Raw genomic sequence first — 26465 nt, forward strand, 5'->3', positions numbered from 1 at the left:
AGGCCGTTACGATGTGCCCATGTCTACGAGGCGATCCCCCCTGGCCATGGCGCTGCTCTCGCTGGTCTGTGAGGCGCCGATGCACGCGTACCAGATGCAACGGATGATCAAGGAGCGGCACAAGGACGACGTCGTCAACGTCGCGCAGCGCAACAGCGTCTACCAGACCATCGACAGGCTGCTCCGCGACGGGCTCATCGCGGTCCGCGAGACCTCGCGAGAGGAGAACCGGCCCGAGCGGACCGTCTACGAGCCCACCGACGCGGGCCGTGACACGCTGCGGCGGTGGATGCGGACGATGCTCTCCGTGCGGGCCCGCGAGTTCCCGGAGTTTCCCGCCGCACTCGCCTTCATGCCCGTGCTGCCGCCCGACGAGGTCCGTGCGGCGCTCGACGAGCGGCTGGTCTCCCTGGAGGCGCGACTGTCGGAGGTGGACCGCGACCTGACCGAGGGGGCGAAGTTCCTTCCCCGCCTCTTCCTGGTGGAGGCCGAGTACCAGCGGGCCGTGCTCAACACCGAACTCACCTATGTCCGAGGCCTCGCCGACGACCTGCGCGCGGGCCTGATCGACTGGGACTTCCGCCTCTGACGCCGGCTCGGTGAACGCCGGGGGATGGCCGCATGGCCCGAAAAGCCTTTCGGATGAGTGGCGGGTATTGATCCGGCTGTGTGGAAAATGCTGCGACATCATCGCCGTCACTCGAAAAGTTTTTTCTCGAACACAGGTAAGGTGTCGGCCGAAACCGGGATGTCGAACGCCGGGCGGGAGTGGAAATGGGAAATGTCTCCGCTTGGCGGTGACATTCATTCCCGGTTTTCGAGTTTTATTATAGGTTTTGTGGGTTTTTCTGTTCCGGGGTCGATTAGTCATTATTGGTCTCATGGCATTCTCCCCCATTGACACCCTCCGGACATTTAGGGAACATTCAAAAGGTTTTCCTTGGCCGACAATGTGATCAATAAGCCCCTCGGACTCACCGGGCTGACCCTCGGGAGAATCGACCTCCCGTAGTTTCCCGGCCCACCAACAGCGCCGTTTCCGGTTCGCTCCAGCCCCGTGGCCGCAGCGGGGAGCGACGGACAAGTTTCACCGCCGACACCTTCGACGCCGCCACCACCGCGCCGGTGGTGGCGATTACGCCTGCCCGGAGAACATCGACGAGAAAAGCAGCCAGCCAGTAACAAGGAGCTCGACGGTGAACAGAAACAAGGAGGGTCCGGTGCCGGTCCGGCCGTTGCCGGAGACCGGACAGACCGAGGACGGGCGGCTCGCCGTGAACGGCGGTGACCCCGTCCGGTGCACCCCCTGGCCGACCTACGACAAGGGGGCCGTCTTCGTCCATTCCGAGGACGAGGAAGCGGCGTTACGCGCCATCCGCAGCCATCTCTACTTCCGCTACGACTACCGATCCCAGCAGGACACCGAATGCGGCAGGTTCGAGGAGGAACTGTGCCGCTATTTCGGCAGCAAGCACGCGCTGGCCGTGTCCAGCGGCACCACCGCGCTCGCGCTCGCCATCATGGCGGCGGGGATCCCGCCGGGCTCGCTGATCGCCTGTCCCGGCTTCACCTTCGTGGCCACCCCCAGCGCCATCGTGCTCGCCGGATGCACGCCCATCCTGGTGGAGGTGGACGAGAACCTGCACATGGATGTCGACGATCTCCGGCGCCGCTGGACACCCGAGATCAAGGGAATCCTGGTGGTCCACATGCGCGGCTTCGCCGCCGACATGGAGGCGGTGACGCGCTTCGCCGCCGACGTGGGCGTGCCGGTGTTCGAGGACGCGGTCCCGGCTCTCGGCGCGGAACTGAAAGGCAGAAAACTCGGTACCTTCGGCCTCGCGGGCGCCTTCAGCACCCAGTCCGACAAGTCGCTCAACTGCGGCGAGGGCGGTTTCCTGGCCACCGACGACAGCGTGCTCTTCGCCCGCGCCGTCGTGCTCTCCGGCGCCTACGAGGGACGCTTCCGGCGGCATTTCCCGGACGGCGAGACACCGATCGCCACCGATCTCGACCTGCCGCTGTTCAGTTTCCGCATGGACGAGATCCGCGCGGCCCTGCTGTGTGCCGAGATGACCCGGCTGCCGATGCGCCTGGAACGCTTCCGTGGCAACTACGCCTACGTGGCCGCCGCCCTTTCCGACCTCCCCCAGATCGCGATCCGCCAGCCCGTGGCCCCCGGCGCCTATCTAGGAGAGGCGTTCATCTTCCGCGTTCCCGGCGTGGACGCGAAATGGTTCGCCCGCGCGCTCTGCTGCGAGGGCGTCGACGCGCGCAACCTCGGCTCCGACGAGGACACCAACGTGCGGGTCTTCTGGAACTGGCGGTTCATGTTCGGCGCCAGGGGCGTCGAGGAGATCAAGGCGTTGCTGCCGAACACCACGCGATACCTGGAGCAGGCGGTGGACATCCCGCTGTCCTCCAACCTCTCGGCACAGGACTGCGATCACCTGATCAGGGCGGTCCGCAAGGTGGCGGCGGCCGTCGCGTCGGCCCGCGACCCGCGGACCCCCCTGGCCGGCGGGTACGCCTCCGCCGACCAGGACTCCGCCCGGCCGGCGGATCCGGTCACCGGGCTGGCCGACACCGCGCCCGTCGGGCAGTAGCGATGGAAGCCTCCACGGAGAAGAGCACGATGCCCCGCCTCGCCCTCGCCGGGGTCTTCGGAGGGCTCTTCTGCGGTTACCTGGGCCTCACCGCGGCGATCCCGGTGCTGCCGGGTTTCGTCAGGGAGAGCTTCGGCGCCGGCGATTTCGCCGTCGGGCTGGTGGTCATGGCGACGGCGCTCACGGCCCTGCTGGTGAGACCCGTCTCCGGCCACCTGGCCGACCGGTACGGCCATCGCCTCGTCATGCGGGCAGGCGCGCTGGTCATCGCCGTCGGCGGCCTGCTCTACTTCCTGCCGCTCGGCCTGAGCGGCCTGGTCGCCGTCCGCCTGCTGGCCGGCGTCGGCGAGGCGTCGCTCTTCACCGCCGGCGCCGTCTGGGTCGTCTCGCTCGCGCCGCACGACCGCCGCGGGCAGTTGATCGGGCTCTACGGCGTCAGCATGTGGGGCGGGATCTCGGTGGGGACCTTCCTGGGCGCGCTGTTGCTGAACTTCGGCTACGGCGCGGTGTGGGGCTTCAGTGCCGCCGCCGCGCTGGTCGCCCTCCTACTGATCAGCGTGGTTCCCGCCCCCGCACGCGCGGGGCAGCCGGGCGAGGTGCGGCAGAGCGGTGGGCACACCCTGCTGCCACGCCCGGTGCTGCTGCCGGGGCTGGCCCTCGGACTCGCCGCCGCGGGGTACGCGGGCCTCGCCGCCTTCGTCGTCCTGCACCTCCAGGCCCGCGGCGTCCAGTCGGGTGTCGTGGTGCTCAGCGGCTTCAGCGCCGTCTACGCCGGCACCAGGTTGTTCATCGGCCATCTACCGGACCGGCTCGGACCGCGCAGGGTCGCCATCTGGTCCGGCATCGGCGAGGCCACCGGTCTTGCGATCATCGCCCTGGCGCCGAACCTGCCCGTCGCCGTGTTCGGCAGCCTGGTCATGGGCGCCGGGTTCTCGCTGCTGCACCCGTCGCTCGCCCTGATGGTGATGAACCGCACCGACCCGTCGAGGCAGGGGGCCGCGATCGGCGCCTACACCTCCTTCTGGGACCTGGGCCTGGCCGTCTGGGGGCCGCTGATCGGAATGGTCGCCGCCGGTTTCGGCTACCCCGCGGTGTTCGTCGTCGGCGCCGTCTGCGCGATGTCGGCCGTGGCCGTGGCGCTCTGTGTCCGCGGGCAGGACGCGCAGCCGGCGGCCGTGAGTTGAGTCAGGAGCACGTCATCAACGGATCGAACCTCTCGAAGACACCTCTCAAGATCCTCTGTATCACCGGATGGTGCCGCAACGGCAGCACCATCATCGGCAACATCCTCAACGAGATCCCGGAGGTCTTCCACGTCGGGGAACTGCACTTCCTGTGGAAGAACGCGGCGGGCAGGGGAGCGAACAGCTCGTGCGGCTGCGGCAGGCCGCTGACCGAATGCCACATCTGGTCGAGGATCCTCCCGCTCGGGCGGCCGGCCGGGGTCTCCGCGCAGGCCCACGCGGACGCCGTCATCCGCCGCCAGCTGGCCTGCGTACGGACGAGGCACACCTGGCGCGTGCTCGACCGCGGGCTGCACTCCGAGGAGATCCGCGAGCACGCCGCCCTGATGACGCGGACCTACCACGCCGTCGCCGAACTGACCGGCGCCCGCGTCCTCGTGGACACCACCAAGATCCCCGGTGAGGCGGCCCTGCTGCCGCACCTCGACGGGGTGACGCCGTACTACGTCCATCTCGTACGCGACCCCAGGGCGGTCGCCCAGTCGTGGAGCCGGGAGAAGCAGTACTGCTACGTCATGTCGTCCAGGAAGAGCACCGCCTACTGGCACGGTTTCAACGTGGCCTCGCAGGCGATCGTCCGCCGCCATCGGGACCGGTCGATGTTCCTGCGCTACGAGGAGTTCATCGCCGACCCGGTGAGAACGATCGGCGCGCTGCTGCGGCTCTGCGGCGAGGACCCGGCCGCCAACCCGATGCGGGGCCAGACGATCGAGCTCCGTACCAACCACACGGTCACCGGCAATCCCGACCGTTTCCACACCGGCACCACCGTCATCAGGGACCGGGACGACTCCTGGCGGACCGATCTGCCGCTGCCCGCCAGGCTGGCCGCGGCGACGCTGTCATGGCCGCTGTTCCGGCGCTATGGCTACCGCTACGGCGGCACGCCTCCCACCGGTTCACGGCGGGCCGGCACCGCGCCGCCGCGGGCGACCGGGGAGCGCTAGGGGCCGGATGCCGAACAGCCCGTACGGCAAGGAGGAGGACGTTTGGAACTGGGGCTTGAGAACAAGGTCGCGCTCGTCGCCGGCGGATCCAGCGGCCTCGGCCTCGCCACCGCCATGGAGCTGGCCAGGGAAGGCGCGCACGTCGCGATCGGCGCACGCGACCGCGACCGGCTCGCGGAGGCCGAACGCGGCCTCAAGGAGGTGGCGCGCGGCCGGGTCCACGCCACGAGCGTCGACATCACGGACGGGGAGGCGGCGCGCCGCTGGGTCGACGAGGTCGCCGCCGACTTCGGCGTCCTTCACATCGTGCTCGTCGGCGGTGGCAGCCCGCCGATCGGCACCGCCTCGCAGTTCGAGCAGGCCGAATACCAGGCGGCCATCGACAAGGTGCTCTCCCCGGCGCTGACCCTGGCCCTCGCGGCGCTGCCGCACCTGAGGGCCGCCCGGTGGGGCCGGTTGCTCTTCGTGGCCTCGGAGACGGCGAGCGTCCCGATAGCCCAGCTGGCGCTCTCCGGGGTGACCCGCGCCGCCATCGTGCGCTTCGCCCAGTCCCTCGCCTCCGAGGTCGGCCGCGACGGCATCACCGTCAACGTGCTGGCACCCGGCACGACCCGTACCCCGCCGGTGGAGCGGGCGGCGGCGAAGCTGGCCGAGGACGGCGACGTCGAAGCCCGGCTGCGTGCCATGGGCCGGCACAACGCCCTGGGCCGCGTCGGGGACCCGGCCGAGTTCGCCGCCGTCGCGGCCTTCCTCGCCGGAGAGCGGGCCTCGTTCGTCACCGGCGCGCTCCACCTGATCGACGGCGGCGCCAGCGTGGTGGGGCCGGAGCCGGAGCACCTCACGTCCGCGCGCAAGGACACCTACACATGACGACCCAGGCCATCTCAGCCGAAGGAAGGACCCCGTGATGTCAACGACCGGCCACGTCTACACCGAGAGGGACGTCAGTGACTTCTTCGACCAAACCCTTCAGACCTACCTGAGTTTCTGGGACGGTGACGGAGTCCTGCACACCGGCTACTTCGCGGGCGACGCCGACGACGACTACCGTGCCGCCGCCGAGCGGACGTCCGACATCCTGGCGGCGGACGCCGGAATCGACGGCTCGTCGTTCGTGCTCGACGTCGGCTGCGGCTGCGGCAACTTCCCGATCCACCTCGCCAGGAGGTTCGGCTGCCGCTGCGGGGGACTCGACCTGAGCGCCGAGCGCATCAGGTTCGCGCGGGAGGCCCTGACCGCCGAGAACGGGCTCGACATCGAGTTCCGCCAGGGATCGGTCACCCGGATGCCGTACGAGACCGGCACCTTCAGCCACGTCGTCAGCCAGGACGCGCTCTGCCTCGTACCGGATAAGCCGCGCAGTCACCTCGAAATCCACCGCGTCCTGCGCCCCGGGGGCGTCTTCGCCTTCTCCGACTTCCTCCAGCCCAAGAAGGAGATCGGCGAGCGCGCCCGCAAGCACGTCTACGACCGGGTGAGATGGAACGGCGGCTACTCCTTCGTCGGCTACCAGGCCGCTCTGGAAGAGGCCGGATTCGAGATCCTCCTCGCCCGCAACCTGGAGAGCCACATCCGGCAGACCTACCGCGTGCTGGGCAGGATCGCCCGCGAGCGCGCCGAGGCGACGCCGGACGCCTCGGCGCGCGACTGGATGCTGGCCTTCTCCGAGTCCTGCGCGGAGATCCAGATCGCCATCGACGACGGCGAGTTCGGCTGGGGGATGTTCGTCACCCGCAAGCCCGGCAACGCCACGCCCTAGCGCCGGACCACCAGTAGCGAGGAAGCCATGCAACGCACAGAAGGCATGAAGTCGACGATGGCGGAAGTCGTCGCCGAGCGGAGGAAGCAGATGTCGCCGGGCCGGCTGTTCGTCGAGGCCTGCGCCGCCAAGGGACTCGAAGCCTCCGTGGAGTACGACGTGACGATCACCGACTCGCTGACGAGTTCGCGGCGCAAACCGCGCTACCCGGCGCGCAACATGCTCAAGGTCGTCGACCTCTCCAGGGATCCCCGGCGGTTCTACTGGCACGAGAGCCCGCCCCTTCCCGGCGACCCTCAGGTCACCGAGGCCGACCTGAGGCGCGAGGCGGCCAACCGCTTCCACCGGTCGCCGATCCCCGAGCTCTATCCCACCACCGCGTGGGTACAGGTCCCACCGGACCTGTGGGAGGACCCCGAGACCTTCGAGTCGTTCATCAACTACCGGCTGATCGTCCGTCTCGGCACGGCCGAGAACCACACGATCATCCGAGGCAGGGGCGGGTTGCTGAACATCCCGGGGGTCATCCGCATGACCTCGAAGGGGCCGTTCGGCTCGACGATCCTCGCGGCGTGCAACGAGGCGGAGCAGATGGGAGGCACCGCCGACGGCCTCATCATCAATCCCGTCGACTACTACAGGTTCATGGGGCAGGGCCGCCTGATGGACGATCTGGAGCAGAACGGCGTCTTCATCGTGCGGACGCGCCTGGTCGATCCGGGAACCGCCATCGTCGGCGACTTCGGGCACGGCGCCCAGCTGTTCGACGCGGGGCGCTCGGTGATCCGCTTCGCCGAGCCGCCCCCGGGAACCTTCGCCGAGCCCGGCATCGCGCTCATGGCCGAGATCTACGAGCGGGTCGTGATCAACCTGCTGACCAACTTCTTCATCGTGACCCTGTAGTCGCGCCCCGTGATCGCGCCGCCGTAAAGGACAGCAGATGCCGACGATGCCCTCCCCGAACCCGGCCCCCCTCCGGTACGACCCTGACGTCCTCGTCATCGGCGGCGGCGTCGTCGGCCTGTTCTGCGCCTACTACCTGCGTCGCGCGGGCAACAGCGTGACCGTCGTGGAACGCGGGCCGGTCGGCGGCCTCCAGTCCTGTTCGTATGGAAACACCGGCTTCGTCGGCACGCAGGGCGCGCTTCCCCTCGCCGAGCCCGGCGTGATGGCCCAGGGACTGCGCTGGCTGCTGAACCCGGAAAGTCCCTTCTACATCAGACCGCGCCCGGACCCCGAGCTGATGTCGTGGCTCTGGCACTTTCGCCGCGCCTGCAACGAGCGCGACGCGAAGGCCGGTTTCCGGGTGCTGGTCGACATGAAGAAGCGGAGCCTCGGGATCCTCCGCGAGCTCTGCGCGTCGGATGGCCTGGCCTCCACCTTCACGGCCCAGGGCATGCTGCTCGCGTACCGGACACGGCAGGGATTCGAGAAGGCCTGCCGGGCGGTGCCGGGAACGGTCGCGAGCGGCGTGCCGCTGCGCGTCCTCGGCCCGGGGGAGCTGCGCGCGCTCGAACCGGACGCCGAGTTCGACATCCACGGCGCCCTGTACAACGAGGAGGGCGCCTACCTGCGTGTCCCCGACTTCGTCACCGGTCTCGCCCGGAGGCTCGGCGACATGGGCGTGGAGATACACGAGCACACCGGGGTCGTCGGTTTCGAGGTCGCGGGAGCCGAGGTCAGGCGGGTCAGGACGGTCCACGGGGACTTCAGCCCTCGCGAGACGGTCATCGCCGCCGGGACCTGGTCGGCGGAATGCGCCCGCGGGCTGGACATCGGGCTCAAGCTCCAGCCCGCCAAGGGCTACTCCGTCACGGTCAGGGCACCGGGCAACGCGCCCCGGCTGCCGGTCCTGCTGGGCGAGGGCAAGGTCGCGCTCGTACCGCTCGGTGACCGCCTCCGCTTCGGCGGAACCCTGGAGCTGTCAGGCATGGACACCGCGATCTCCCGCAGCCGGGTGGACGGCATCCTGCGAACCGTCCAGGTGTACCTCCCGAAGATGGAGAGCACCGAGACTCTCGAGACCTGGAGTGGGTTTCGTCCCTGCAGCCCGGACGGTCTCCCCTTCCTGGGGCGTGCCGCCCCCTACCGCAACCTCTCCGTCGCGTGCGGTCACGGCCACATCGGCATGGGCCTCGCACCGGTCAGCGGAAGGCTGATCGCCCAGCTCGTCGCCGGGGAGCGACCCGAGATGGACCTCACCCCGCTGCGCCCCGGCCGCTATGGTGGCGGGCCCTCGCGCCGCCGCCCGCGTCCCGGGCGATGAGAGGTGTCCCCGCCCTTCACGCCGGGGCGCGTCCCGCCCCCCGTTCGCGGCGACGGGACACCGGACCTCGCGCCGTGACCGGCCCGGGCCCCGCCGCCAGACGATACGACCGCGACATCCGACGGGAGAGAACCGCCATGGCCACCGGAGCGGAAACGGAGCATGACGTCGCGATCGGCGTCCTGTGCTGCGACACCAACTTCACCAAGGTCCCGGGGCACATCCGCAACCGGGCCACCTTCGACTTCCCCGTCATCTACCGGGTCGTGGACGGCGCGACCGCCGAACGCGTGGTGACCCAGGCCGACCCGCGCCTGCTCGACCCGTTCATCCAGGCCGCTCAGGAGCTCGAAGCGCGGGGCGCGGTCGCCATCACCGGTGCCTGCGGCTTTCTCGTCATCTTCCAGAGGCAGCTGGCCGACGCGGTCAACGTCCCGCTGCACGCCTCAAGCCTGATCCAACTGCCCATGGTGCACCGCATGATCCGCTCGGATCAGAAGGTCGGGCTGCTGGTCGCCAAGAAGCCCTCTCTCACCCGGCGTCACCTGGCGGCCGTCGGCGCCGAGCACGTCCCGGTCTGCGTCGCCGGCCTGGAGGACCAGCCGGAGTTCCGCGAGGTCATGCTCGAAGCCCGGCGCCCGGACCTCGACGCAGACCGCCTGGGCCGCGAGGTGCTGGGCCAGGTCGAACAGCTGGCGAAGGAGAACCCCGACATGGGGGCGCTCGTCATCGAATGCACCGACGTGGTGCCCTATGCCCACCAGATCCAGGAACACCTCGGCATACCGGTCTTCGACATCGTGACCCTCACCGAAATGGTCCACCGGAGCCTGACCCGCCGCCCCTTCGGCGCCTCCGGCACGGTCTAGTGCCCCGTCCCCCGTCGGCGACGGTCACCGGGGAACACCCGTGCCCTGCCCGGCTGTTTTCGAGGACCAGGGCTCAGGGGCGGTCCGGTTCACCGCGTCCGATGGGCGCGGGCGGGCCGGCTGGCCGGCCGAGACGTGGGTGCCGCCCGGCTCCCCGGGGAGCCCTTCCGGATGCCCTGTTCGTATGGTTATTGAGTTGCGGGGAGGTAGGGGGTTCTGGCGTTATTGATCTCGTTCGGGATGTGACCGGGAGGAGGCGATGTGGAGATGTCGTACAACGAGGTGATGGGCGGGCGTGCGCCGATCCGCATGTGGGCCGACCCGGCCGAGGTCGAGCCGAACGTGATGCAGCAGCTGCGTAATGTGGCGAACCTGCCGTGGGTGCAGGGGGTCGCGGTGATGCCGGACGTGCATCACGGGATGGGCGCGACGGTGGGGTCGGTCATCGCGATGCGTGACGCGGTCTCGCCCGCGGCGGTCGGGGTCGACATCGGGTGCGGCATGACCGCGGTGCGGACCTCCTACCGGGTGGAGAGCCTTCCCGACAATCTGGCCTACCTGCGTTCGAAGTTGGAGCAGGCGGTGCCGGTCGGCTTCGGGCACCACAAGCGGCCGGTCGACCCGACCGGGCTGCCCGGGTTCAGGGCCGCCGACTGGGCGGGCTTCTGGAAGGACTTCGACACGCTGGCCCCGGCGGTACGCCAGAGGAGGGAGCGGGCCGAGGTGCAGATGGGCACCCTGGGCGGGGGTAACCACTTCCTGGAGGTCTGCGCCGACGACGAGGGCGTGGTCTGGGTGGTGCTGCACTCCGGATCGCGCAACATCGGCAAGGAGTTGGCCGAGCACCACATCGGGCAGGCCCGGGACCTGCCGCACAACCAGGACCTGCCGGACCGCAATCTGGCGGTGTTCGTCGGGGGCACCCCGCAGATGGACGCCTACCGGCGCGATCTGTTCTGGGCGCAGGACTACGCGCGGCGCAACCGGGCGCTCATGATGGCCCTGGTCTGCGACGTGCTCCGGCGCCACCTGGCGGGCATCACCTTCGAGCAGCCGATCTCCTGCCACCACAACTACGTGGCGGAGGAGCGCTATGACGGTGTGGACGTGCTCGTCACCCGAAAGGGGGCGATCCGCGCGGGATCCGGTGAGTTCGGCATCATCCCCGGCTCGATGGCGACCGGCACCTACATCGTGAAGGGTCTGGGGAACCCCGACGCGTTCAACTCGGCCTCGCACGGCGCGGGTCGCCGGATGAGCCGGACCAAGGCGAAGAAGACCTTCACCCTGGAGGACTTCAAGGCGCAGACCGCCGGCGTCGAGTGCCGCAAGGACAGCGGGGTGATCGACGAGATCCCCGGTGCCTACAAGGACATCCAGTCGGTCATGGCCGCGCAGACCGACCTGGTCGAGGTGGTCGCGCACCTGCGGCAGCTGGTCTGTATCAAGGGCTGAGCGGTCGGTCCGCGACCAGGATGTGCGCCGTTTCGAAGGACGCGAGGACATGGGGACCTCAGGGACCGGATCGTCCGGACAGACCCGGCAACACCCCAAGGAATCAACCCTCTCGTGGTGATGTTGGAGTGGTCGAGGCCCGTTTAGGGTCGGGTGGGGGGCCGGCCATAGGCTGGCCCCCTGTTCGACAAGTGACCGACTGGGAGGTGGCGCCCCGTGTTGCAGGATTCGTTCGGTCGTGTGGCGACCGATCTGCGGGTGTCCCTCACGGACCGCTGCAACCTGCGCTGTTCCTACTGCATGCCGCCCGAGGGCCTGGAATGGTTGCCCAACCCCGAACTGCTGACCGCCGACGAGATCGTCCGGTTGGTCACCATCGGGGTGGAGCGGCTGGGCATCACCGAGGTCCGCTACACCGGGGGCGAGCCCCTGCTCCGTCGCGAACTGGTCGACATCGTGACCCGCACCACCGCGCTCGGCCCCACCCCGCAGGTCTCGCTGACCACCAACGGGATCGGGCTGAGCCGGCTGGCCGCCTCCCTGGCCGCCGCCGGCCTGCACCGGGTCAACGTCTCCCTCGACACCCTCGACCGCGAGACCTTCAAGAAGCTCGCCCACCGTGACCGGCTGGCCGACGTCCTCGCGGGCCTGGAGGCGGCTCACGCCTCCGGCCTGCGCCCCGTCAAGGTCAACGCCGTGCTGATGCGCGGGATCAACGACCACGAGGCCGTGCCGCTGCTGCGCTACTGCCTGGAGCGGGAGTACGAGCTGCGGTTCATCGAGCAGATGCCGCTGGACGCCCAGCACGGCTGGCGCCGGGAGAACATGATCACGGCTGACGAGATCCTCGTCCGGCTCCAGGCCGCCTTCGACCTGACCGACGCCGACCCGGTGGAACGCGGTAGCGCTCCCGCGGAACTGTTCCTCGTCGAGGGGGGCCCGGCCAGGGTCGGCGTCATCGGCTCGGTCACCCGCCCGTTCTGCGGTGCCTGCGACCGGGTGCGGCTCACCGCCGACGGCCAGATCCGCAACTGCCTGTTCGCCACCGACGAGTCCGACCTGAGGAGCGCGATGCGCTCGGGGGCGAGCGACGACGAGATCGTCGAGCGCTGGCGGTCCGCGGTCCGGATCAAGAAGGCCGGTCACGGCATCGACGACCCGACCTTCCTGCAGCCGTCCCGCCCGATGTCCGCCATCGGCGGATGACCGCCCGCCACGACGCCTGCGTCCTGGCGGGCGGTCTCGCGAGACGGCTCGGCGGCCGGGACAAGCCCGCCCTGCACGTCTCGGGCCGCCCGCTGGTCGAGTCGGTGGCGGCCGCCGTACCCGGCGCCGGCAGGCTGGTCGTCGTCGGGCCGCCCCGCCCCGGGTTGCCACACGCGATCTTCCGCCGTGAGGATCCGCCCGGAGGCGGTCCCGTTCCGGCGCTGCGGGCGGGGCTGGCCGAGGTGACCGCGCCGTGGGTGGTGCTGCTGGCCGCCGACCTCCCGTTCCTGACCGCCGAGCACGTGTCCGCGCTGCTGGACGCGGCAGGCGCGGGAACGGGGACGATGGCGTACCTGGAGGGGACGCGGGCGGGAGCGGTGCTCGTCGACGACGGTGGTCGCGAGCAGTGGCTCGCCGGGGCCTGGCATACGGCGAGCCTGGTGCGGGCGCTCGCCCGTTACGAGGGGCGGTCGCTGCACGGGCTGCTGGCCCCGCTTGACCCGGCCACGCTTCGTCTCGCCGGGCAGCCGTGGTTCGATTGCGACACCATGGACGACCTACAGCGGGCGCGGGCGCAGGCTCAGGACGGGCGCTACCGCTGAGAAGGAGTGAGAGTTGAACGTGCTGACGGAGTGGACCGCGCTGGTCTGCCGGGAGTTGGGCATCGATCCCGCGACGGTCGACCGTGACGAGGTGCTCGACCTGACGAAGGAGGTCGCGCACGGAGTGGCCCGGCCGGCCGCGCCGCTGACGGCCTATCTGCTCGGCGTGGCGTTGGGGGCGGGCGCGGCGCCGCCGGATGCCGTGGAAAGGCTGACCGCGCTGGCGCGTAACTGGGAGCGGACAACCGATACACAGGGTGAGAAATAATGCCAGGGAAAAGGTGAGAGCAAGTAAAAGTCATAAGAAAAGGGCGACGCCGGGTGGTTACGGGGGCAAACCACCCGGCGTCGCTTCATCGGCGTTCCGACGGGGGCCCGGAACGCCGGCACCAGTGCCCCGACGGGGGACCAGGGCACTTGGCTAAAGCGTACACCTACAACCCTTAGAGTGCGTCAAGACTTAGTCACGACCCGATCTCGCGTCGGTGGCGTGGAATCTCGCTCTGTCCGGAATCTTCCACGTCAGGGGCTCCCGTCGTCCCACGTGGCGGCGCGTTGGCCCCGATCACGGCAATGTATGGTAAAAAGATCGCACCGGCGAAGAGCAGTAGTCGGACGGGTAGCGGAGCGGGCACGGTGAAGGCGAGGATCAGGCAGATCAGCCGGATCCCCATCTTGATGAAGTAGCTCTTCTCGCGCTTGCCGATGTCGGCACTCAGGGAGGGCCGGGCATCCGTCACCTGATGAACCACCGGGCGCTTGTGCCATCCCTTCACGATTCCCAATCTAGGCCCCATATCGGCTGATGGCGAACGGTCATGTAATCATCGCTTTCCGGGAAGAAGCATGAGATGACAGATCGAACGTACCGGGTGACCGAGATAGTCGGCACTTCGGGGGAGAGCATCGAGGCGGCCGTGCGCAACGGAGTCCGCCGTGCCTCCCAGACCCTGCGTCACCTCGACTGGTTCGAGGTGACCGAGATCAGAGGGCACATCGAGGAGGGGGAGGTCGGCCACTTCCAGGTCGGGATGAAGGTCGGATTCCGGCTGGAGGACGACTGAGCCCGCCCGCGGCGGGCCTCCGGCGAAGGCCCCCTCCTCGGCACGGCACGATCAGCCGGGCAGGGCCTAGCTGGCCTGGCTGACCGTCGACATGTTGAAATCGGGCACCCGGATCGCCGGCATGATCGCGCGGTTGAAGTAGTCGCTCCACTCGCGCGGCAGGGTCTGCTCGGAGGCGCCGATCTCGGTGAGGCGGCGGAGCAGGTCCACCGGGCTCTCGTTGAAACGGAAGTTGTTCACCTCGCCCACGACCTCGCCGTTCTCCACCAGGTAGACGCCGTCGCGGGTCAGGCCGGTCAGCAGCAACGTCTGCGGGTCGACCTCGCGGATGTACCACAGGCAGGTGAGCAGCAGGCCGCGCTCGGTGGAGGCGATCATCTCCTCCAGCGACCGGCCGCCTTCGGGGCCTCGCATGATCAGGTTGTCGATGGCCGGGGTCACCGGCAGCCCGGTCAGCTCGGCGGAGTGCCGGGTCTGCAGCAGGTTGGCCAGCCTGCCGTCGGAGATCCAGTCGGTGGCCGCCAGCGGCAGCCCGTTGTCGAACACCGAGCTCTCCCGGCTGGAGGTGTGCGCCACCACGAACGGCGGGCACTCGACGCCCGGCGCGGCGGGGTCGGCGTACAGGCGGATCGGCGACTCGGAGAGGACCTCGCCGACGCGGGTGCCGCCGCCGGGCCTGGAGAAGACGGTGCGCCCCTCCAGGGCGTCGCGGGCTCCGGCCGTCCAGTACAGGTAGATCATCAGATCGGCCACGGCCGTCGGCGGCAGCAGCGTCTCGTACCGGCCCGCGGGCAGGTCGACGCGGTTCTTCGCCCACTCAAGCCGCCGGGCCAGCACGGAGTCAAGGGCCGCCACGTCGACGTCGGAGAAGTCGCGGGTGGACACGCCCGTCCACGCCGAGCGCTTCATGTCCAAGGACTTGGCGTTGAGCTCCAGGCGGCCGGTGGGCTGGGTGTGCCGCAGCCTGGTGCCGGTGGAGGTGCCCACGAAGGTCGTCGTGACCGTGTGCTCGGCGAATCCGTACAGCCTGCGCCCGCTCGCCTCGGCCGCGACGAAGGCCTCTCCCAGGGCGGGGGCGAAGGCGCCGAAGACCCCTATCGAGGTCGGTTCGGCCGGGTCGTCCCAGCCGTCGGACCGGGTGCCCTCCAGCAGCGGCCGGGCGTCCTCGGACGGCTGGGCGTCCTCCGCGGCGTGGTCGGCGGCCGCCACGACGTCGTCGAGTTGCTCGGGGCGGACCGCCGCCCGTGACACCACGCCCACCCCCCGGCCCACGATCGAGATCACGGTGAGCTGCGCGGAGCGGGACACGCCGTTGGTGGTGAGGGTGTTGCCCGCGAAACGCAGGTTGGCGCTCGACTCCTCGTCCACGATCACAACGACCTCGTCGGCCGTGGAGAGCTCAAGAGCCTTCTCGATCATCTCCTGGGGGCTCATGCCGCTCCTCTCCTGCCGGCCTGCCCGGCCGCCGCCTTCATCCGCCCGCTCGCCGTACGCGCTCAACTGCCACTCTCCTGGGCGGTGTTGAGGACGCGCACGCCGCGGAAGAGCGCCGACGGGCAGCCGTGGCTGACCGGGGCGACCTGGCCCGGTTGCCCCTTGCCGCAGTTGAACGCCCCGCCGAGCACGTACGTCTGCGGCCCGCCGACCGCCGCCATCGACCGCCAGAAGTCGGTGGTGGTGGCCTGGTAGGCGACGTCGCGCAACTGTCCGGCGAGCCTGCCGTTCTTGATCAGGTAAAACCGCTGACCGGTGAACTGGAAGTTGTAACGCTGCATGTCGATGGACCAGCTCTTGTCGCCCACCACGTAGATGCCCCGATCGACGCCGGAGATCAGCTCCTCGGTGGTGGGGCCGTCGGGCGCCGGTCGCAGCGACACGTTCGCCATGCGCTGGATCGGGGTGTTGCCGGGGGAGTCGGCGAAGGCACAGCCGTTGGAGGCGCCCAGGCCCTTCAGCAGCGCCATCCGCCGGTCGAGCTGGTAGCCGACCAGTACGCCGCCGGAGACGATGTCGAACTCCCTGGTCGCCACGCCCTCGTCGTCGTAGCCGATCGTGGCCAGGCCGTGCTCGACGGTGCGGTCGCCGACCACGTTCATCACCTGCGAGCCGTACACCAGCTTGCCGAGCTGGTCGAAGGTGGCGAAGCTCGTCCCTGCGTACGCCGCCTCGTAGCCGAGGGCGCGGTCGAGTTCGGTGGCGTGCCCGACCGACTCGTGGATCGTCAGCCACAGGTTCGACGGGTCGATCACCAGGTCGTAGGGGCCCGCCTCGACGGAGGGGGCCTTGAGCTTCTCTTCAAGGAGTTCGGGAACGCGCGCCAGCTCACCGGGGAAGTCCCAGCCGGTGCCGGTGAGGTACTCGTACCCCCGGCCCGCGGGTGGGGCGAGCGTCCGCATCGAGTCGAAGCGGCCGTCCAGCACCCGCGTCGCCTCCAGCTGGGGGTGGACGCGCACCCGCTGCTGCGTGGTGGAGGTCCCGGCCGTGTCGGCGTAGAACTTCTGCTCCTTGACCTGCATCAGCGACGCCTGGACGTGGTCCACCCTGGGATCCGCCAGCAGGCCGCGCGACCAGTCGGCGAGCAGCTCCGCCTTGTCGCGCATCGGCACCTCGAACGGGTCGAGTTCGTAGGAGGAGACCCAGGTGGCGTCGGAGTGAACCGGCTCGGGCGCCAGCTCGACGGGCTCACGGTTGATCGCCGCCGAGACGAGCGCGACCTCCACCGCCTGTTCGGCGACGCGGACGGCCGCCTCGGGGGTGAGCTCGACGCCCCCGGCGAAGCCCCAGGTGCCGTTCTTGACGACCCGTACGGCATAGCCGAGGGTGTCGGCGTCGATGGAGCCCTCAAGCGCGGCGTCGGACAGGCGTACGGTCTCTCCGCGGATGCGTTCCAGCCGGAAGTCGGCGTGCTCGGCGCCCAGGTCCCGGGCGTGCCGCAGGGCCGCGTCCGCCAGCCGCCGCAGCGGCAGGGCGAGAAAGTCGGAGTCGATCTGGCGCATGTCAACGATCCTAACCCCGTGATCTTGTCCTTCCCGGACAAGAGGGTTACCCCCAAGTAGCCGATACCGTCTGACCATGGCTCGATCTGTTCTCGTAACCGGCGGCAATCGCGGCATCGGCCTCGCGATCGCCCGCGAACTCGCCCAGGCAGGCGACGCCGTCGCCGTGACCTACCGTTCCGGGCAGCCCCCCGAGGGGTTGTTCGGCGTGCGCTGCGACGTGACCAGCACGGCCGACGTGGACGCCGCGTTCGCGAAGGTCGAGGCCGAGTACGGCCCGGTCGAGGTGCTCGTCGCCAACGCGGGCATCACCAAGGACACGCTGCTGCCGATGATGAAGGAGGAGACCTTCACCGATGTCATCGACGCCAATCTGACCGGCGCCTACCGGGTCGCCAAGCGCGCCACCCGCGGCATGCTGCGGCTCAAGCGCGGGCGTATCGTGCTGATCTCCTCGGTGGTGGCCATGCTCGGCTCCGCGGGGCAGAGCAACTACGCCGCCTCCAAGGCGGGGATGATCGGTTTCGCCCGGTCGGCGGCCAGGGAACTGGGCTCGCGCAACATCACGGTCAACGTGGTCGCCCCCGGTTTCGTGGAGACCGACATGACGGCCGAGCTCGACGAGTCGTACCAAGAGCAGATCAGAAAGAACATCCCCCTGGGCCGCTACGCCAGCCCTGAGGAGATCGCACGCGTGGTCAGATTCCTGGCCGGCGAGGACGCCGCCTACATCACGGGGGCTGTCATCCCCGTTGACGGTGGCCTTGGAATGGGGCACTGACGTGGGAATTCTCGAAGGCAAGCGGCTTCTCGTCACCGGGGTGCTCACCGACTCCTCCATCGCCTTCTCGGTGGCCAAACTGGCCCAGCAGGAGGGCGCCCAGATCGTGCTCACCGGTTTCGGCCGGCTCAGCCTGGTCGAGCGCATCGCCAAGCGCCTGCCGGAGCCGCCGCCGGTGCTGGAGCTCGACGTCACCAGCACCGAGCACCTCGACTCCCTGGCCGACCGGGTCGGCGAACACCTCGGGGGCCTGGACGGGGTGGTGCACGCCATCGGTTTCGCCCCTCAGACCGCCCTGGGCGGCAACTTCCTGAACACCTCGTGGGAGGACGTGGCGACCGCCGTCCAGGTCTCCACCTACTCGTTCAAGTCGCTCGCGGTGGCCGCGCTCCCACTCATGAAGGAGGGCGGCGCGATCGTCGGCCTGGACTTCGACGCCACCAAGGCCTGGCCGGTGTACGACTGGATGGGGGTGGCCAAGGCCGGCCTGGAGTCCTGCTCCCGCTACCTGGCCCGTGATCTGGGCAAGCACGGCATCCGGGTCAACCTTGTCGCGGCGGGTCCGCTCCGGACCATGGCCGCCAAGAGCATCCCCGGCTTCGGGGAGTTCGAGGACAGCTGGCCCGCCAAGGCACCGATCGGCTGGGACATCAACGACCCGATTCCGGCGGCCAAGGCGTGTGTCGCCCTGCTGTCTGACTGGTTCCCCGCCACGACCGGTGAGATCGTCCATGTCGACGGCGGCGTGCACGCCATCGGAGCCTAGATCCTGTCCCGCGGGCCAGGTGGCGCCGGTGACCGAGGTGGGCGGAAGATCCGGGGAGCAGGGGTCTGGGCCCTGTCCTGCGATCTTTTGCCTACTGCGGTCGGTCAGGTGGCGCCTCGCCGCGTTGTCGTCGGTCACCGCAACACGCTGCGGCTCCCTCCTCCGCCTTGCGAGACACCACCTGACCGATCCTCGCCACGGCAAGATCCACAGGGCAGGGCCTAGGCCACCCGGTGATGGCCCGGCGGCACCGGCTCGAAGGGGATCGACTCCTTGACCTTCCGCCTGCTGTACAGCAGGCGGACCGCGAGGATGGCCAGAATGAGCAGCGCGGTGGTGAGCACGGTGCCCGCCTTGTCGGATGGCCGGCTGGGCGTCACCGGCCGTTCGTTCGACATCTGCCGCTGTAACTCCTGCATCAGCGGGGCCGGCCAGAGCAGTTCCACCCGGGGCGCCTCGGCGTCGACCACGGGTGACGGTTCGGAGGTCACCGGTGCGTCCACGTCGGTCGCGGGCGTGTCGGCCTCCGGATACAGCGACCGCGAGGGCTGTCGCGTCCGGCCGGTCGGCACCGGCACCGGTTCCTTCCGCGCGGGCCGGTGGCCGTGGTCGCGCGAAGGGCTCGGCGACGGTTCGGGCCGGGCAGCCTCCTGAGAGGGGGAACTCTCCGACGGGTCCGAGCACTCGGGGGAGGCCGGCGTGGGCCGGCAGGTACCGGCGGGATCCTCGGGGCGCGGCCCGTCGCCGGAGGAGGCCTCCTCGTCCTCTGTGGGGCGGGCCTTGGCGGACGAGGTGGCCGGGGCCGGTGTCTCCTTCTCCGCGGCGGGGGTCTGGGGCGTGGTGTCGGCGGTGTCGTCGCCGGCGGTCGAGGATGAGAGCGGGGACAGCAGGGGGGAGAGCGGGGAGGTGTCGCCCGTGATGCCGCTCACCACGTTGTCCACGGTCCGGCAGATCCCGCCCGTCACGGTGCCCAGCAGCCCTCCGTGATCGCAGTCGTCCACCCGCGTGACGGTGTCCGTCCAGGCGGTGTCCATCGACGAGACCGCCGGGATCCCGCTGCCCAGCACCAGCGCCAGCGCGCCTGCCGACATCGCGGTTCGCACTCGTCTCCCTTCCCCCGGTCGGATGTCGGCCGTGATGTGCTGCCGACATCCGGGTGCCCCCGCCACCTGCTTGACAGTCTTGTGGGGAGGCCCGGTTTTTTCACGGAAAGTTGCTATTCGGTATCGACTAGTGATACGCGAGGCGAATTCTCGTTCGGTTTCCGTCCTGAGCGTCTCAGTCGGCCGACACGTCGTCGAGTGCTTCCCTTATCTCCACGGGCAACGACAGATCCTCGGCCTGGAGCACCCCGGACAGTTGCGCGTGGGTCCGGGCGCCGACGATGGCGGAGGCCACTCCCGGCTGGTCGCGTACCCACGACAGGGCCACCGACAGCGGCGAGACGCCAAGTCCCTCGGCGGCGGTCGTCACCGACTCCACGACCCGGCGGCACCGCTCGTCGAGGTAGGGCGTGACGAAATCGGCGAAGTGCGGGGTCGCGGCCCGAGAGTCGGCGGGGATGCCCGTGCGGTACTTGCCGGTGAGGACCCCGCGCCCGAGCGGCGACCAGGCGAGCACCCCGGCGCCGACATGCTCGGCGGCGGGGATCAGCTCGCGCTCGGCCTCCCTGGCCAGGAGCGAGTACTCGACCTGGGCCGCGACGATCGGCACCCGCCCCGGAACCGCCCGTTGCCCCACCGCGGCGGTCGCCAGCTGCCAGCCCGAGTAGTCGCACACCCCGGCGTACGCGGCCCGCCCTGAGGACACGATCGCGTCCACGGCGGCCAGGGTCTCCTCCAGCGGGACGTCGGGATCGAAGGCGTGCAGCTGCCACAGGTCGACCTCGTTGACCCCCAGGCGGGTCAGGGAGGCGTCGATCGCGGCGACCAGGTGCTTCCTTGAGGCGTCGCGGGGTCTGCGCCCGGCCGGGGTGAGCACGGCCTTGGTGGACAGCACCAGCTCCGAACGCGGCACCGAGTCGCGTAGCAGCCGCCCGAGCAGCCGTTCGGCGTCGCCCCCCGTGTAGACGTCGGCGGTGTCGATGAGCGTGCCGCCGGCCTCGGCGAACATGCGGAGCTGCGCCGCGGCCTCCTCGGCGCCGGTGTCACGCCCCCACGTCATCGTCCCCAGTCCCAGGCGGGACACCGACAAGCCGCTCCGGCCCACATAGCGCTGCTCCATGATCCGGCCAGATTACCGCTCGGCCACTTAAAAGTAGTGGAGTGAGGGCTGCAAGACTTGCCCGTGTGACGACCTTGTTGCTGGCCAGACACGGCCTTACCCACCTCACCGGTCCGGTCCTCGCGGGATGGACCCCGGATGTTCACCTCAGCGACGCGGGGCAGGCCCAGGCGAAGGCCCTCGCCGCCCGGCTGACCTCGCTGGAGCTCGACGCGATCGTCTCCAGCCCGCTGGAACGCTGTCAGGAGACCGCGCAGGCGGTGGCCGAGGGGCGGCAGGGGGCGGAGGTGCTGACCGATGAGCGCTTCGGCGAGTGCCGTTACGGTGACTGGACGGGCCGCCCGATCGCCGAACTCGTCAAGGATCCCCTCTGGCCGGTGGTGCAGGCCCATCCGAGCGCGGTGACGTTCCCCGGGGGAGAGTCCCTGCCGGCCGTCCAGTATCGCGCCGTGGCGGCGGTCAGGGAATGGAACGAGCGGCTGGGCCCGAAGGCGGTCTACCTCGTCTGCAGCCACGGAGACGTGATCAAGGCCATCGTGGCCGACGCCATGGGCCTGCATCTGGACCAGTTCCAACGGATAACCGCTGATCCGGCCTCGCTCACCGTCATTCGCTACACCCCCTTGCGCCCCTTCGTGCTCAGGCTCAACGACACGGGTGGAGATACGGCCGGATTGCGTCCCGCGGAGGGTTCGGAAGGCGAGGACGGGGGAGAAAATCCCACCGGGAGTGATGCCGCAGTCGGCGGCGGATCCGGGACCACGTAAGGTCGGGCTATGCCGGTCTTCGACTACGATCCACCCGAGAGATTCGTGGCCGGTGCCGTGGGGCAACCGGGATCACGAACCTTCTTCCTGCAGGCGCGGGGACAGGGCAGGCTGACCACCGTGGCGCTGGAGAAGTTCCAGGTGGCCGCGCTGGCCGACCGCCTCGACCAACTGCTCGACGAGGTGTTGCGGCGCGGCGAGGCCGGTGTCCCGGTGCCCGCCGTCGCTCCGGCCACGCTGGCCGACAACGCCCCTCTCGACATGCCGATCAGTGAGGACTTCCGCGTCGGCACCATGGCCCTGGCCTGGGACCCCGAGGCCGACCAGGTGGTCATCGAGGCACAGGAGGCCGAGGTCGAGGAGGAGTTCGAGCCGTCCTCGTCCGCCGATCTCACAGTGCTGCGCGTGCACATCAGCCCAAGCGCCGCCAGGGCCTTCACCAAGCGGGCCATGGCGCTCGTCGCCGCCGGGCGTCCGCCCTGCCCGCTCTGTGCCCAGCCTCTCGATGCCGAAGGGCATATTTGTGTGCGGCTCAACGGTTACCGGGGTAGTAGCGCTTCATCTGGTGGAGGAGGCGAATGAGCGCTGAGAGCGAGCCGACGCTGAGCACGGCGCCGGCCGCGGGGCTGGATGACGAGACCGCGATGCGTCTGCTCCGTGACGGACGGCTGGATGTGGCGGGTCGCCTGGTCGAGGCGACCAACATGACGCTTTACTGCTCGGTCCAACTCGGCGGGCTCGCGGCGGCCTGTGTGTACAAGCCGGTGCGGGGGGAGCGCCCGCTCTGGGACTTCCCTGACGGGACCCTGGCCGCCCGCGAGGTCGCCGCCTACGAGGTCTCCGCGGCGATCGGCTGGCGGATCGTGCCGCCCACCGTCTACCGGGACGGCCCGTTCGGCCCGGGAATGTGCCAGCTCTGGATCGACACCGACCCCGAGATCGACCTGATGGTGCTGATCCGCAGTCGCCAGCCATCGCTGCGGCGGATGGCGGTCTTCGACGCCGTCGTCAACAACGCCGACCGCAAGGGGGGCCACCTCCTGCCGCTCGCCGACGGCCATGTCTACGGGGTCGATCACGGGGTCTCCTTCTCCGCGGAGGACAAGCTCCGCACCGTGCTCTGGCAGTGGCGCGGCAAGCCCCTGTCCCGCGAGGCCATGAACGTCCTGACCCGCCTCGAACGCGACCTGGAGCAGGGGCGGCTCGGCCGCCGCCTCCGGGAACTCCTCACCCTCCCCGAGGTCGAGGCGACCTGGTCGCGGGTCCGCAGGCTTCTCGACACCGGCCTGCACCCCCTCCCCTCCAAGGAGTGGCCGGCGATCCCGTGGCCGCCGATCTGAGTTTCCGGGTGACGGTGCCGTGACCTCGGACCCCTTGCCGGTGAAGGACCCCGCTCCGCGCCCGCTCGCGGCGGAGGCGTAGCCTCCGGGCATGTGCACGGTTGTCATCAGCATCGATCCGAGTGCCGAGATCCCCCTGATCGTGGTCGGGGTGCGTGATGAGTTCACCGGCCGCCCCTGGGTTCCGCCGGCGGAACACTGGCGCAAGGACCGGCCCGGCCTGATCGGCGGTCGAGATCTCCAGGGCGGCGGCACCTGGCTGGCCGTCGACCCCCGGGGCAGGAGGGTCGGGGCCCTTCTCAACGGGCACGGCGTGCTCGCCTCGGAGGGGACGCGCCGCTCACGCGGCGACCTTCCGCTCCTGGCGGCCGCCGGAGGCCGGCCGGTGGAGGGCGACCTTGACCGCTATGACCCCTTCCACCTGCTGCACGCCGACCCCACCGGGGCCTGCCTGTGGCACTGGGACGGGATCGCGCTGAAGCGAGACGTCCTTCCTCCGGGAACCCACATGATCGTCAACAGCGGCTGGGAACGCGGCGTGGAGAACGAGCGCGTCGCGTTCTTCCGCCCTCTGTTCGCCAAGGCCGGCCGTCCCGCGGAGCTCGACGGGCCCTGGGAGGAGTGGCGGGAACTCGCCACCGGGGCGGGGATCCCCCCTGAGGACCCCCGGGCCATGATCATTCATCATGAGCTGCCCGACGGGCGGATCTTCGGCTCTCTCTCCGTCACCCTGCTCGCCCTGGCGCCGGACGGCGTCCGCTACGACTTCACCGCCGCCCCCAGTGATCCGGGTGCCTTCCGCGAAGTTCTCACGGAATGATCTGGGCGCTTCGCGGAGTTGAGACGAATGCCTCTGTATCCGCCACCCCGAGCTGATCGGGGTGGTCTGTCTGCTCGATAGGCTCACTTTATGAGATCGTGGTCTGCGCCGAAGGTTCCTCGGCTTCCCGGTGCCGGTGTCCCGCTGCGGCTTTTCGACACCGCCGTGCGAGATGTCGTCCCCACCAAGCCGGGTCCCATGGCACGGATGTACGTCTGCGGCATCACGCCCTACGACGCCACCCATCTGGGCCACGCCAACACCTACCTCGCCTTCGACCTGGTCAACCGGGCCTGGCGGGATGCCGGGCACGAGGTGCACTTCACCCAGAACGCCACGGATGTCGACGACCCCCTGCTGGAGCGGGCGGAGCAGACCGGCATCGACTGGCGTGACCTCGCCGAGCGCGAGATCGAGCTGTTCCGGTCGGACATGGAGGCGTTGCGCATCCTCCCGCCGCGCGACTACGTCGCCGTGACCGAGGTGATCGACCAGGTCGCGGCCCTGATCGAGTTGCTGCGTGACAAGGGCGCCACCTACGACCTGGAGGGTGACGTCTACTTCGACATGGCCGCGGCCCCCAAGTTCGGCGCCGTCTCCGGTTATCCGGAGGAGCAGATGCTCGCCCTGTTCGGCGAGCGCGGAGGGGATCCGGACCGTCCAGGCAAGAAGCACCCGCTCGACTGGCTGCTCTGGCGTGCGGAGCGCCCGGGGGAGCCGTCCTGGCCCTCGCCCTTCGGCCAGGGAAGGCCCGGCTGGCACATCGAGTGCACCGCGATCGCCCTGGCGAACCTGTCCAGTGGCTTCGACGTCGCCGGTGGCGGCTCCGACCTGATCTTCCCGCACCACGAGTGCGGCGCCCACGAGGGCCACGTGGCGTGTGGCGAGTGGCCTTTCGCCAAGGCCTACGTGCACGCGGGCATGGTCGCCCTGGACGGCGAGAAGATGTCCAAGTCGAAGGGCAACCTGATCTTCGTCTCCCGTCTGCGCCGGGAGACCGATCCGATGGCCATCCGGCTGGCCCTGCTGGCGCACCACTACCGCGCCGACTGGGAGTGGACCTCCGACCAGCTTGCCTCGGCGGAGGTTCGGCTGGCGCGCTGGCGTTCGGCGGCGGGCCTGCAGACCGGCCCCGACGCCGATGTCGTGCTCGACAGGGTCCGCGCCCGGATGGCCGACGACCTGGATGCTCCCGGCGCCCTGGCGGTCATCGACGACTGGGCCGAGCGTGCCCTGTCGGAGGGCGGCAGGGACCCGGACGCGCCGCTCCTTGTCAGGCGGATCGCGGACACGCTGCTCGGAGTCGCGCTCTGAAGGGCCCTTGAGGGCGGGGTGTCTCATAACCCGCTCCGGCGCCGGCCGGGGCTCTCGGCCGCGTTGAGAGCCGCCCTGCCCGCTTCGAGACCGGTGCTCTTCGGGCGGCCGCCCGAAGAGCACTCCCCGGCGGGGGAGCGGGGCCGGAAAACGACTGAGCCCGCACCGCTTGCGCGGTGCGGGCTCAGCCCGAAGCCTTTGAGGTCAAACCAGGTCAGATGAGCTCGACCTTGTCGGCCTGCGGGCCCTTCTGGCCCTGCGTGGTGACGAAGCTGACACGCTGGTTCTCCTCCAGGCTGCGGTAGCCGCTGGAGTTGATAGCCGAGTAGTGCACGAAGACATCGGCGGTGCCGTCATCCGGTGCGATGAATCCGAAGCCCTTTTCGGCGTTGAACCACTTAACGGTGCCCTCAGACAAAACTACTTCTCCTCATTGGGAGCCTCACCGAACCACCAGGTCGGCGGCACGGGGCTGCGTTGCGGACCCTACCATGCACCCGCGGAAACCATCCGGAGAAACTGTAACGTCCGCTGTCGGCGGACTTCTCATAAGCACTTGAGATGATAAGGCTAGGTTGAGAATTACGACTGCAACCACAACACTCTATCGGACATTTGTGAGGTGTGCAAGTCAAGAGATCGAAGCGAGGAAGCGTTCCCGCTCCTCCTCGGGGAGGCGGTCGATGAAGAGGGTGCCGTCGAGGTGGTCGGCCTCGTGCTGGAGGACGCGGGCCAGCATGCCCAGGGCCCGGACGGTGACGGGCTTGCCGAACATGTCGCGGCCGCGGGCCGTGACCATGTAGGAGCGTTCCAGCGGCCACCAGTGGCCGGGGGCGGACAGGCACGCCTCGTCGGCCACGATCCTCCGCTCGGACAGCTCCAGGCGCGGGTTGACCAGGTGGCCGGACTTGCCGTCCAACTCGTAGACGACGACCCTGAGCGGGACGCCGATCTGCGGGGCGGCGAGCCCCGCGCGGCCCGTGCCGGCGCGCATCGTGGCCTGGAGTGACTTCACCAGGACGCGCAACGCGCGGTCGAAGGTGGTCACCGGCTCGGCCACCGTGCGCAGCACGGGATCGTCGAACAGTCGGATCGGCTGGACGGCCACGCGCACTCCCGGAGGCGGATGAATCGGCACCGGTGACGGTTCCCGTTGCCGCACCGGCTCAACCATCGCCGTTGCCGGTGAATGCGCCTCGGTGAGCGCTCCGACCGGCCCGCGCCTCACGGCATGAGCGTTCTCCCGCTTCAGGCCGGTCGCCAGGCCCGGTCCCACCTCGGCTCCACGAGCGCTCGGCGTCTCCCCGCGCCTCTGGGCAGCGCGATCGTCAGTGCGATCAGCACCCCAGGAGCCGGCCGCACCGCTACCCTGATGACGCCGGAGCGTGACGGAACGGTCGCCGGCCCCACACTCCCCGGGTTTCCGGAATGTTGCGAGTG

General features: G+C 69.7%; 28 protein-coding genes. 21 read left to right on the forward strand and 7 right to left on the reverse strand.

Annotated elements, in window-relative coordinates:
* The first annotated feature begins 19 nt into the window (after nucleotides 1-19).
* From AB0K21_RS18975 to AB0K21_RS19035, 13 genes are all read left to right on the forward strand, one after another.
* Complete coding sequence (locus tag AB0K21_RS18975; RefSeq protein ID WP_364151461.1) at nucleotides 20-589, forward strand: PadR family transcriptional regulator; 570 nt, start codon at nucleotides 20-22, stop codon at nucleotides 587-589.
* 607 nt (nucleotides 590-1196) lie between these two features.
* Nucleotides 1197-2606 (forward strand): aminotransferase class I/II-fold pyridoxal phosphate-dependent enzyme, encoded by a 1410-nt coding sequence (locus AB0K21_RS18980; protein ID WP_364151464.1) that lies wholly within the window; start codon nucleotides 1197-1199, stop codon nucleotides 2604-2606.
* A gap of 2 nt (nucleotides 2607-2608) precedes the next feature.
* A complete protein-coding gene (locus AB0K21_RS18985; RefSeq protein ID WP_343978239.1) occupies nucleotides 2609-3790 on the forward strand; it encodes an MFS transporter in 1182 nt (393 codons plus the stop codon).
* Nucleotides 3787-4797, forward strand: coding sequence for a sulfotransferase (locus AB0K21_RS18990; protein ID WP_343978236.1), 1011 nt, complete (start codon nucleotides 3787-3789; stop codon nucleotides 4795-4797). The genes AB0K21_RS18985 and AB0K21_RS18990 overlap by 4 nt, the downstream gene beginning before the upstream one ends.
* Before the next feature lie 42 nt (nucleotides 4798-4839).
* Nucleotides 4840-5667 (forward strand): SDR family oxidoreductase, encoded by an 828-nt coding sequence (locus AB0K21_RS18995; RefSeq protein WP_343978233.1) that lies wholly within the window; start codon nucleotides 4840-4842, stop codon nucleotides 5665-5667.
* Between the two features lie 37 nt (nucleotides 5668-5704).
* Nucleotides 5705-6556, forward strand: coding sequence for a methyltransferase domain-containing protein (locus AB0K21_RS19000; RefSeq protein ID WP_343978230.1), 852 nt, complete (start codon nucleotides 5705-5707; stop codon nucleotides 6554-6556).
* Nucleotides 6557-6583: 27 nt separating this feature from the next.
* The gene (locus tag AB0K21_RS19005; protein WP_343978227.1) at nucleotides 6584-7459 is read left to right on the forward strand and encodes a family 3 encapsulin nanocompartment shell protein; all 876 of its coding nucleotides are present in this window, start codon (nucleotides 6584-6586) and stop codon (nucleotides 7457-7459) included.
* Nucleotides 7460-7496: 37 nt separating this feature from the next.
* Entirely contained in the window at nucleotides 7497-8822 is a 1326-nt protein-coding gene (locus AB0K21_RS19010; protein ID WP_343978224.1) for an FAD-dependent oxidoreductase, read from the forward strand.
* A gap of 137 nt (nucleotides 8823-8959) precedes the next feature.
* Nucleotides 8960-9691, forward strand: a complete 732-nt coding sequence (locus AB0K21_RS19015; protein WP_364151471.1) for an aspartate/glutamate racemase family protein — start codon at nucleotides 8960-8962, stop codon at nucleotides 9689-9691.
* A 267-nt stretch (nucleotides 9692-9958) separates the two neighbouring features.
* Complete coding sequence (locus AB0K21_RS19020) at nucleotides 9959-11146, forward strand: RtcB family protein (RefSeq protein ID WP_364151474.1); 1188 nt, start codon at nucleotides 9959-9961, stop codon at nucleotides 11144-11146.
* A 216-nt stretch (nucleotides 11147-11362) separates the two neighbouring features.
* On the forward strand, nucleotides 11363-12352 hold the full coding sequence (moaA, locus tag AB0K21_RS19025) for a GTP 3',8-cyclase MoaA (protein ID WP_343961081.1): 990 nt from the start codon (nucleotides 11363-11365) through the stop codon (nucleotides 12350-12352).
* Nucleotides 12349-12954 (forward strand): molybdenum cofactor guanylyltransferase, encoded by a 606-nt coding sequence (locus tag AB0K21_RS19030; protein WP_343961083.1) that lies wholly within the window; start codon nucleotides 12349-12351, stop codon nucleotides 12952-12954. Before moaA ends, AB0K21_RS19030 begins: the two co-directional genes overlap by 4 nt.
* Nucleotides 12955-12973: 19 nt before the next feature.
* A complete protein-coding gene (locus AB0K21_RS19035; protein ID WP_364151632.1) occupies nucleotides 12974-13222 on the forward strand; it encodes a DUF6457 domain-containing protein in 249 nt (82 codons plus the stop codon).
* Between the two features lie 196 nt (nucleotides 13223-13418).
* Here AB0K21_RS19035 and AB0K21_RS19040 read toward each other — a convergent pair whose 3' ends face one another.
* Entirely contained in the window at nucleotides 13419-13730 is a 312-nt protein-coding gene (locus tag AB0K21_RS19040) for a DUF3099 domain-containing protein (RefSeq protein WP_343961085.1), read from the reverse strand.
* A 75-nt stretch (nucleotides 13731-13805) separates the two neighbouring features.
* Here AB0K21_RS19040 and AB0K21_RS19045 point away from each other — a divergent pair, with 75 nt between their 5' ends.
* Nucleotides 13806-14018, forward strand: coding sequence for a dodecin (locus AB0K21_RS19045; RefSeq protein WP_343961087.1), 213 nt, complete (start codon nucleotides 13806-13808; stop codon nucleotides 14016-14018).
* A 66-nt stretch (nucleotides 14019-14084) separates the two neighbouring features.
* On the opposite strand, the gene AB0K21_RS19050 is transcribed toward AB0K21_RS19045, so the two are convergent.
* Both AB0K21_RS19050 and AB0K21_RS19055 read right to left on the reverse strand, forming a co-directional pair.
* Entirely contained in the window at nucleotides 14085-15452 is a 1368-nt protein-coding gene (locus tag AB0K21_RS19050; protein WP_364151480.1) for a TldD/PmbA family protein, read from the reverse strand.
* Between the two features lie 62 nt (nucleotides 15453-15514).
* Nucleotides 15515-17014, reverse strand: a complete 1500-nt coding sequence (locus AB0K21_RS19055) for a TldD/PmbA family protein (protein WP_364151483.1) — start codon at nucleotides 17012-17014, stop codon at nucleotides 15515-15517.
* A 76-nt stretch (nucleotides 17015-17090) separates the two neighbouring features.
* Here AB0K21_RS19055 and AB0K21_RS19060 point away from each other — a divergent pair, with 76 nt between their 5' ends.
* Both AB0K21_RS19060 and fabI read left to right on the forward strand, forming a co-directional pair.
* Nucleotides 17091-17795, forward strand: a complete 705-nt coding sequence (locus AB0K21_RS19060) for a beta-ketoacyl-ACP reductase (protein WP_030904652.1) — start codon at nucleotides 17091-17093, stop codon at nucleotides 17793-17795.
* 1 nt (nucleotide 17796) lies between these two features.
* On the forward strand, nucleotides 17797-18561 hold the full coding sequence (fabI, locus tag AB0K21_RS19065) for an enoyl-ACP reductase FabI (RefSeq protein WP_343961094.1): 765 nt from the start codon (nucleotides 17797-17799) through the stop codon (nucleotides 18559-18561).
* Between the two features lie 221 nt (nucleotides 18562-18782).
* Here fabI and AB0K21_RS19070 read toward each other — a convergent pair whose 3' ends face one another.
* Nucleotides 18783-19664, reverse strand: a complete 882-nt coding sequence (locus AB0K21_RS19070; RefSeq protein ID WP_343961096.1) for a hypothetical protein — start codon at nucleotides 19662-19664, stop codon at nucleotides 18783-18785.
* Nucleotides 19665-19839: 175 nt separating this feature from the next.
* Nucleotides 19840-20784, reverse strand: a complete 945-nt coding sequence (locus AB0K21_RS19075) for an aldo/keto reductase (protein ID WP_030904644.1) — start codon at nucleotides 20782-20784, stop codon at nucleotides 19840-19842.
* Between the two features lie 65 nt (nucleotides 20785-20849).
* Between AB0K21_RS19075 and AB0K21_RS19080 the strand changes: the two genes are divergently transcribed.
* The 5 genes from AB0K21_RS19080 to mshC all read left to right on the forward strand — a co-directional run bounded on the left by AB0K21_RS19080 (nucleotide 20850) and on the right by mshC (nucleotide 25025).
* Nucleotides 20850-21551 carry a histidine phosphatase family protein gene (locus AB0K21_RS19080; protein ID WP_364151488.1) on the forward strand — a complete coding sequence of 234 codons (702 nt, stop codon included), beginning with the start codon at nucleotides 20850-20852 and terminating at the stop codon, nucleotides 21549-21551.
* Nucleotides 21552-21560: 9 nt separating this feature from the next.
* Nucleotides 21561-22133 carry a DUF3090 domain-containing protein gene (locus AB0K21_RS19085; protein ID WP_343961101.1) on the forward strand — a complete coding sequence of 191 codons (573 nt, stop codon included), beginning with the start codon at nucleotides 21561-21563 and terminating at the stop codon, nucleotides 22131-22133.
* Nucleotides 22130-22891: an SCO1664 family protein gene (locus tag AB0K21_RS19090; protein ID WP_343961103.1), complete on the forward strand. Its 762-nt coding sequence runs from the start codon at nucleotides 22130-22132 to the stop codon at nucleotides 22889-22891. Before AB0K21_RS19085 ends, AB0K21_RS19090 begins: the two co-directional genes overlap by 4 nt.
* A 91-nt stretch (nucleotides 22892-22982) precedes the next feature.
* A complete protein-coding gene (locus tag AB0K21_RS19095; protein WP_343961106.1) occupies nucleotides 22983-23711 on the forward strand; it encodes an NRDE family protein in 729 nt (242 codons plus the stop codon).
* Between the two features lie 90 nt (nucleotides 23712-23801).
* Nucleotides 23802-25025 carry a cysteine--1-D-myo-inosityl 2-amino-2-deoxy-alpha-D-glucopyranoside ligase gene (mshC, locus tag AB0K21_RS19100; protein ID WP_343961108.1) on the forward strand — a complete coding sequence of 408 codons (1224 nt, stop codon included), beginning with the start codon at nucleotides 23802-23804 and terminating at the stop codon, nucleotides 25023-25025.
* A gap of 214 nt (nucleotides 25026-25239) precedes the next feature.
* Here the strand turns inward: mshC and AB0K21_RS19105 are convergent, their stop codons facing one another.
* Both AB0K21_RS19105 and def read right to left on the reverse strand, forming a co-directional pair.
* A complete protein-coding gene (locus AB0K21_RS19105) occupies nucleotides 25240-25443 on the reverse strand; it encodes a cold-shock protein (protein ID WP_030904638.1) in 204 nt (67 codons plus the stop codon).
* Between the two features lie 213 nt (nucleotides 25444-25656).
* Complete coding sequence (def, locus tag AB0K21_RS19110; protein ID WP_343961111.1) at nucleotides 25657-26133, reverse strand: peptide deformylase; 477 nt, start codon at nucleotides 26131-26133, stop codon at nucleotides 25657-25659.
* Nucleotides 26134-26465: the final 332 nt, after the last annotated feature.

This window comes from Streptosporangium sp. NPDC049248, from assembly GCF_040678965.1.
Taxonomy (GTDB): domain Bacteria; phylum Actinomycetota; class Actinomycetes; order Streptosporangiales; family Streptosporangiaceae; genus Streptosporangium; species Streptosporangium fukuiense.